The organism is Microbacterium sp. HMWF026 (assembly GCF_003061325.1).
GTDB lineage: Bacteria > Actinomycetota > Actinomycetes > Actinomycetales > Microbacteriaceae > Microbacterium > Microbacterium testaceum_E.
In genome coordinates, this window is sequence record NZ_QAJB01000353.1 from 671 (window position 1) to 7,318 (window position 6,648).

Here is a 6,648-nt window from a genome sequence, read left to right on the forward strand (position 1 = left end):
CATCGACGAGACCGGGTGCGGCAATGCGGTGAACACCTCGACGGATGCCGCGGCCCGCCTCGTGCTGGACTCGCTGCGCTACTGGAGCGACGAGGTGCAGATCGACGGCTTCCGCTTCGACCTCGCGGTGACCCTCGGCCGAGACGAGAACCACTCGTTCACCCCCGAGCACCCGCTGCTCGCCGCCATCCGCGCCGACGAGACGCTCGCGGGCGCCAAGCTCATCGCCGAGCCCTGGGACGTCGGCATGGGGGGCTGGCAGACCGGCAACTTCGGCGACGGATGGCTGGAGTGGAACGACCGCTACCGCGACCGGGTGCGCAACTTCTGGCTGAGCGACATCGACTACGCGCGGCGCGCGAGCACCGCTCCCGTCGGCATCGGCGGCTTCGCCACCCGGCTGGCCGGTTCGTCCAACACGTTCAGCGAGGAACGCGGGCCGCTCGCAAGCGTCAACTTCGTGACCGCGCACGACGGCTTCACCCTGCGCGACCTGGTGTCGTACGACGTCAAGCACAACCTCGGAAACGGCGAGCAGAACCGCGACGGCGCCGACACCAACCGTTCCTTCAACCACGGCGCCGAGGGCAAGACCACCGACGAGCGCGTTCTCGCCACCCGCCGCAAGGCCATGCGCAACCTCATGGGAACGCTGCTGACCTCGGCGGGGATCCCCATGATCACGGCCGGTGACGAGATGGGGCGCACGCAGCGCGGAAACAACAACGCGTACTGCCACGACTCGGCGCTGACCTGGCTGTCGTGGGACCTCGCGCCGTGGCAGCACGACCTGTTCGCGCACACGCAGCGCCTGCTGCAGGTGCGGCGCGACAACCCGGCTCTCCGCCCCCGGCGCTTCGCACGCCTCGGCGAACGGATCCCCTCCGCCTCGGTGATGGAGTGGTTCGACGAGCACGGCGAGACGATGTCGAGCGACCGCTGGAACGATCCCGCGCACCGCACCCTGCAGTACCTGGCCACCTCGACGCCCGAAGAAGAAGCACCCAACCGGGTGCTCGTCGTCATCCACGGGACAGAGGACGACACCGAGATCGTGCTGCCCGACCTCGACGACGCGATCTTCGTCGAGCTGTGGTCGAGCGCGGACGAGGCGCCGGCCGAGGACGAACCGCGCTTCGCGCCGGGCGACGTCGTCCCGATCGCCGGTGCGTCGATGCGGTTGTTCCGCGTGGACTGAGTCCGGCCGGTCGGGGGTCGCGATTCCGGCGCGCGAGAGATCGCGGCGTCGGCTCTCGCGCTCCGTGCCCGGGTCGCGGCGCCAGCTCTCGCGCTCCGCGCCGGGTCGCGGCGTCGCGCCGGGGGCGCGCCCTGTCAAGGCCGGACGAAACGATGGGGCAACGTCGTCGCCCCGCGATAGGTTCGATCCGTGGCCACCACGACGACTGAAACGCCCGAGCTGCCCTGGCGCAGCGCCGCCTCGATCCCGGTGCGTCCGGTCAAGCCGACGCCCACCTCGCGCAGCGTGGTCACTCCGCGCATCCCCATGACGCTCCCCCACCCCAGCGTCCCGGGCGGACGCTTCCGCCCGTCGGCCTTCGTCGGCGAGGCCGTGCCGTTCACGGTCACCGCCTTCCGCGAGGGGCACGACCGCATCGGGGTCAACGTCCGGCTGTTCTCTCCGTCGGGCGACGAATCCCTGCACCGGTTGAGTCCGCTCAACGACGGCTTCGACCGCTGGTCGACGCTGGTGGCTCCCCTCGAGCAGGGCGTGTGGCGCTTCCGCTTCGAGGCCTTCGCCGACGACTTCGCCACGTGGGAGCACGCGGCCGAGCTCAAGATCGCCGCGGGGGTCGATACGGCCCTCATGCGCGAGATGGGAGCGCAGCTGTTCGACCGCGCCCGCGGCGAGAAGAAGCGCCCCGGCAGCGACAAGGACGCGCTCTACGACGCCGCCCGGTCGCTGCGCGATCCCGACGTGCACGACGACGTCGCGCTCGAGATCGTCCGCGACCCGGCGATCGCGGCGCTGTTCGCCGCCCGCCCGATGATGGGCCTGGTCTCGGTCGGCCGCGACGCCGAGCTGCTCGTCGAGCGCGAGCGCGCCGGCGTCGGGGCCTGGTACGAGTTCTTCCCCCGCTCCGAGGGCGCCACTCGCGCCGAGGACGGCTCGGTCGTCAGCGGCACCTTCCGCACGGCGATCAACCGTCTGCCCGGCGTCGCCGGCATGGGCTTCGACGTGCTCTACCTGCCGCCCATCCACCCGATCGGCGTGACCAACCGCAAGGGACCGAACAACACCCTCGTCACCGAGCCGGGCGACCCCGGCTCGCCCTGGGCGATCGGCGCGGCCTCGGGTGGCCACGACACCGTGCACCCCGACCTCGGCACGCTCGACGATTTCCGCGCCTTCGTCGCCGCGGCGCGCGAGAACGGCATCGAGGTGGCCCTCGACCTCGCGCTGCAGGCCTCCCCCGACCACCCGTGGGTGGCCGAGCACCCCGAGTGGTTCACCACGCTGCCCGACGGCTCCATCGCCTTCGCCGAGAACCCGCCGAAGAAGTATCAGGACATCTACCCGGTCAACTTCGACAACGATCCCGACGGCATCCGGGCCGAGGTGCTGCGCATCGTCCGGCACTGGATCGCACAGGGCGTGACCATCTTCCGCGTCGACAACCCGCACACCAAGCCCCTGCAGTTCTGGGAGTGGCTCATCGCCACGGTCAGCGCCGAGGAGCCCGACGCCGTCTTCCTGGCCGAGGCGTTCACGCGCCCCGCCCCGCTGCAGGGTCTGGCGATGGCCGGGTTCCAGCAGAGCTACACCTATTTCACCTGGCGCAACACGAAAGAAGAGCTGGAGGAGTTCCTCGGCGGGCTCGCGCACGACACCGACGACTTCCTGCGGCCGAACCTGTTCGTCAACACCCCCGACATCCTCACCGAGTACCTGCAGTTCGGCGGACGCCCGGCGTACAAGATCCGCGCCGCGATCGCCGCGACCGCCGCCCCGACCTACGGTGTCTACGCGGGGTACGAGCTGTACGAGAACGTCGCGCGTCCGGGTTCCGAAGAGAACATCGACAACGAGAAGTACGAGTACAAGTTCCGCGATTGGGAGGGGTCAGAGGCATCCGGCGACTCCCTCGCCCCCTACCTGCGCATGCTCAACGCGGCCCGCCGCGCGCACCCCGCCCTGCGGCAGCTGCGCAACCTGCAGGTGCACTGGAGCGACGACGACGCCATCCTCGTCTATTCCAAGCACCTGGATGCCGAGCTGTCGCCCACCGGCTCGTCCGACACCGTGATCGTCGTCGTCAACGTCGACCCGCACTCCGCGCGCGAGACCACCGTCCACCTCGACACGACCGTGTTCGGCATCGAGCCGGGGGCGTCGTACGACGTCGAAGACCTCGTGACCGGCCAGGTGTTCACCTGGGCCGACCACAACTTCGTGCGCCTCGACGCTTTCAACGAGCCCGTGCACATCCTGCACGTCAAGGAGAACCGATGACCACCCTGCCCCCTGAGATCCTGGATGCCGTCGCGCACGGCTCGCACCACGACCCGCACAGCGTGCTGGGGGTGCACCAGAGCGGCGAGGGCTGGGTGATCCGGTCCCGCCGGCCCCTCGCCCGCGAGGTGTCCGCCGAGCTGGCCGACGGCACCGAGGTGGCGCTGTCGCACGTGCGCGGGGGCATCTGGGAGGCCGCGGTCGACGCCTACCCCGGCGCGTACACGGTGCGCGCCCGCTACGACGACAGCGAGCACGTCGCCGACGACGGCTACCGCCACGCCCCCTCGGTCGGCGAGCTCGACCTGCACCTCATCTCCGAGGGCCGGCACGAGGAGCTCTGGCGCGTCCTCGGCGCCCACGTCCGCGAGCTCGACGGCTCCACCGGCACCGCGTTCACGGTGTGGGCGCCCGACGCCCGCGCCCTTCGCGTCATCGGCGACTTCAACGGCTGGGACGGCACCGGCAGCGCGATGCGCTCGATGGGCGGCAGCGGCGTCTGGGAGCTGTTCGTCCCCGGCATCGGCGCCGGAACCCGCTACAAGTTCGAGATCCTCACGCGCGCCGGTCAGTGGATCGAGAAGGCCGACCCGATGGCCCGCCTCGCCGAGACCCCGCCGGCCACGGCATCCGTCGTCACCGAGACCGCCTATGAGTGGGCCGATGACACCTGGATCGCGGAGCGCTCGCGTACCGCGCCCCTCGACCGGCCGATGTCGATCTACGAGCTGCACCTCGGCTCGTGGAAGCCGGGACTGTCGTACCGCGACGCGGCCGACGAGATCATCTCGTACGTCAGCGCACAGGGCTTCACCCACGTCGAGTTCCTGCCCCTGGCCGAGCACCCCTTCGGCGGCTCGTGGGGCTACCAGGTGTCGGGCTACTACGCCCCCACCAGCCGCTTCGGCTCCCCCGACGACCTGCGCTACCTGATCGACCGCCTGCACCAGGCGGGCATCGGCGTCATCATGGACTGGGTTCCCGGGCACTTCCCCAAGGACGAGTTCGCGCTCGCGCGCTTCGACGGCGAGGCGCTCTACGAGCACCCCGACCCGCGTCGCGGAGAGCACAAGGACTGGGGCACGCTCATCTTCGACTACGGCCGCAACGAGGTGCGCAACTTCCTCGTCGCGAACGCGCTGTACTGGTTCGAGGAGTTCCACGTCGACGGTCTGCGGGTGGATGCCGTGGCATCCATGCTCTATCTGGACTACTCCCGCAACGAGGGCGAATGGGCGCCCAACCAGTTCGGCGGTCGCGAGAACCTCGAGGCGATCCGCTTCCTGCAGGAGGTCAACGCGACGTCCTACAAGCGGTACCCGGGCATCGCGCTCATCGCCGAGGAGTCCACCAGCTTCCCCGGCGTGACCGCCCCCACCTCGCACGCGGGTCTGGGCTTCGGGTTCAAGTGGAACATGGGCTGGATGAACGATTCGCTGCAGTACATCGGCCGCGACCCGATGTACCGCTCGCACCACGAGGGCGAGCTGTCGTTCTCGTTCGTGTACTCGTTCAGCGAGAACTTCGTCCTGCCCATCAGCCATGACGAGGTCGTGCACGGCAAGGGCAGCCTGTTCGGACGGATGCCGGGAGACCACTGGCAGAAGCTCGCCAACATGCGCGCCTTCCTGGCGTACATGTGGGGCCACCCCGGCAAGCAGCTGCTGTTCATGGGCCAGGAGTTCGGGCAGATGTCCGAGTGGTCCGAGTCGCGCGGGCTCGACTGGTGGATGCTGGACCAGCCCTCTCACGCGCAGCTGCATTCGTTCGTCGCCGAGCTGAACCGCGTCTACAAGGATCAGGCGGCACTGTGGTCGCGCGACCACGACGGCGCGGCGTTCTCGCGCCTGGGTGCCCCGGCATGGAACCCCAACGTGCTGGCCTTCGCCCGTCGCGACCACCACGGCAACACCATCGCCGTCGTCTGCAACTTCTCGGGCGTCCCCCTGAGCGATTTCCCGCTCGATCTGCCCGAGGCGGGCGAGTGGACCGAGGTCCTCAACAGCGACGCCGAGGCCTTCGGCGGTTCGGGCCAGGGCAACCTGGGGAGCGTCCACACGGACGGTCGCGGCAGCGCCACGCTGACGCTTCCTCCGCTGGGCGTGCTGTGGCTGCACCACCGCGCCGGCGCCTGACGCGCTGACGACAGAACGCCCCGTCCCGGTCGAACCGGGGCGGGGCGTTCTCTCGTGCCGTGTCCTTCGCTTCGTGGACGACGGAGCGGTCGCGAGATTAGAAGAGCAGGGATGCCAACCGCGCTCGCGCGCGGATCACGCGGGCGTCGTCGTCGCCGACGATGCCGAACAGCTCGAGCAGACGCTCCCGCACGGGCGCGCGCTCGTCGGACGGAAGAGCCGCGAACAGGTCGAGCAGACGCCCGAAGGCGTCGTCGACGTGACCGCCCACGACGTCGAGGTCGGCCACGAGGAACTGCGCCGGAACGCCCTGCGGCTCGGCCGCAGCAGCCGCCCGGGCCGCCTGCAGATCAGCGCCCTGCACGCGGTCGAGCAGGCGCACCTGGCCGAGTCCGGCGCGGGCATCGGCGTCGCGCGGGTTCTCGGACAGGGCCTGCTCGTAGGCCGAGATGGCGCGGGCGTAGTCGCCCTCTTCGATCGCGGCGAACGCCTCGGCGTGCAGCGGCGGAAGGAGCGGCTCCTCGGCAGCGGCCGCGGGTTCGCCGTCGGCGACCGGAACGGTTCCCGTCACGCCGTGCTGCGCTGCCAGCTGCAGCAACTGGGCGAAGACGTCGCGCACCTGCTGCTCCGGCACGGCCCCGGTGAACAAGGGGACGGGCTGACCGGCGACGAGCGCGAGGACCATCGGGATCGACTGCGCGCGGAAGCCCTGAGCGAGCTGCGGGTTCGCATCGACGTCGACCTTGGCCAGCACCAGCCTGCCGGCCAGCTCTGTCACGACCTTCTCGAGAACGGGACTGAGCTGCTTGCACGGCCCGCACCACTCGGCCCACAGGTCGATCACGACGGGCACGGTGCGCGAGAGTTCGAGCACCTCGCCGAACGTCGCGTCGGTGACGTCGAAGACGAGGGGAAGGGCACCGGCGGGGGCACCGGCGGACGCGGACGCCGCCGGCGCGGGCGTCGTCGGGGCCGCGGGGCGGTTGCGCAGGGAGGAGAGGTCGACGGCACCGCGCATGACGGAACCGGGGGCGGCGGGAG

At 70.5% G+C, this 6,648-nt stretch carries 3 protein-coding genes and 1 pseudogene; 3 read left to right on the forward strand and 1 reads right to left on the reverse strand.

Annotated features, from left to right (window positions below):
- The 3 genes and pseudogenes from DBR36_RS18485 to glgB form a co-directional block, all read left to right on the forward strand.
- Window positions 1-1,198: pseudogene (locus DBR36_RS18485) on the forward strand (glycogen debranching enzyme); the annotation flags it as partial.
- 306 nt (window positions 1,199-1,504) lie between these two features.
- Window positions 1,505-3,472 carry an alpha-1,4-glucan--maltose-1-phosphate maltosyltransferase gene (locus DBR36_RS13280; protein WP_108320135.1) on the forward strand — a complete coding sequence of 656 codons (1,968 nt, stop codon included), beginning with the start codon at window positions 1,505-1,507 and terminating at the stop codon, window positions 3,470-3,472.
- Window positions 3,469-5,607 (forward strand): 1,4-alpha-glucan branching protein GlgB, encoded by a 2,139-nt coding sequence (gene glgB, locus DBR36_RS13285; RefSeq protein WP_108320131.1) that lies wholly within the window; start codon window positions 3,469-3,471, stop codon window positions 5,605-5,607. The genes DBR36_RS13280 and glgB overlap by 4 nt, the downstream gene beginning before the upstream one ends.
- A 97-nt stretch (window positions 5,608-5,704) precedes the next feature.
- Here the strand turns inward: glgB and DBR36_RS13290 are convergent.
- On the reverse strand, window positions 5,705-6,648 hold a 944-nt coding region (locus tag DBR36_RS13290), incomplete at its 5' end, for a tetratricopeptide repeat protein (protein WP_258222844.1).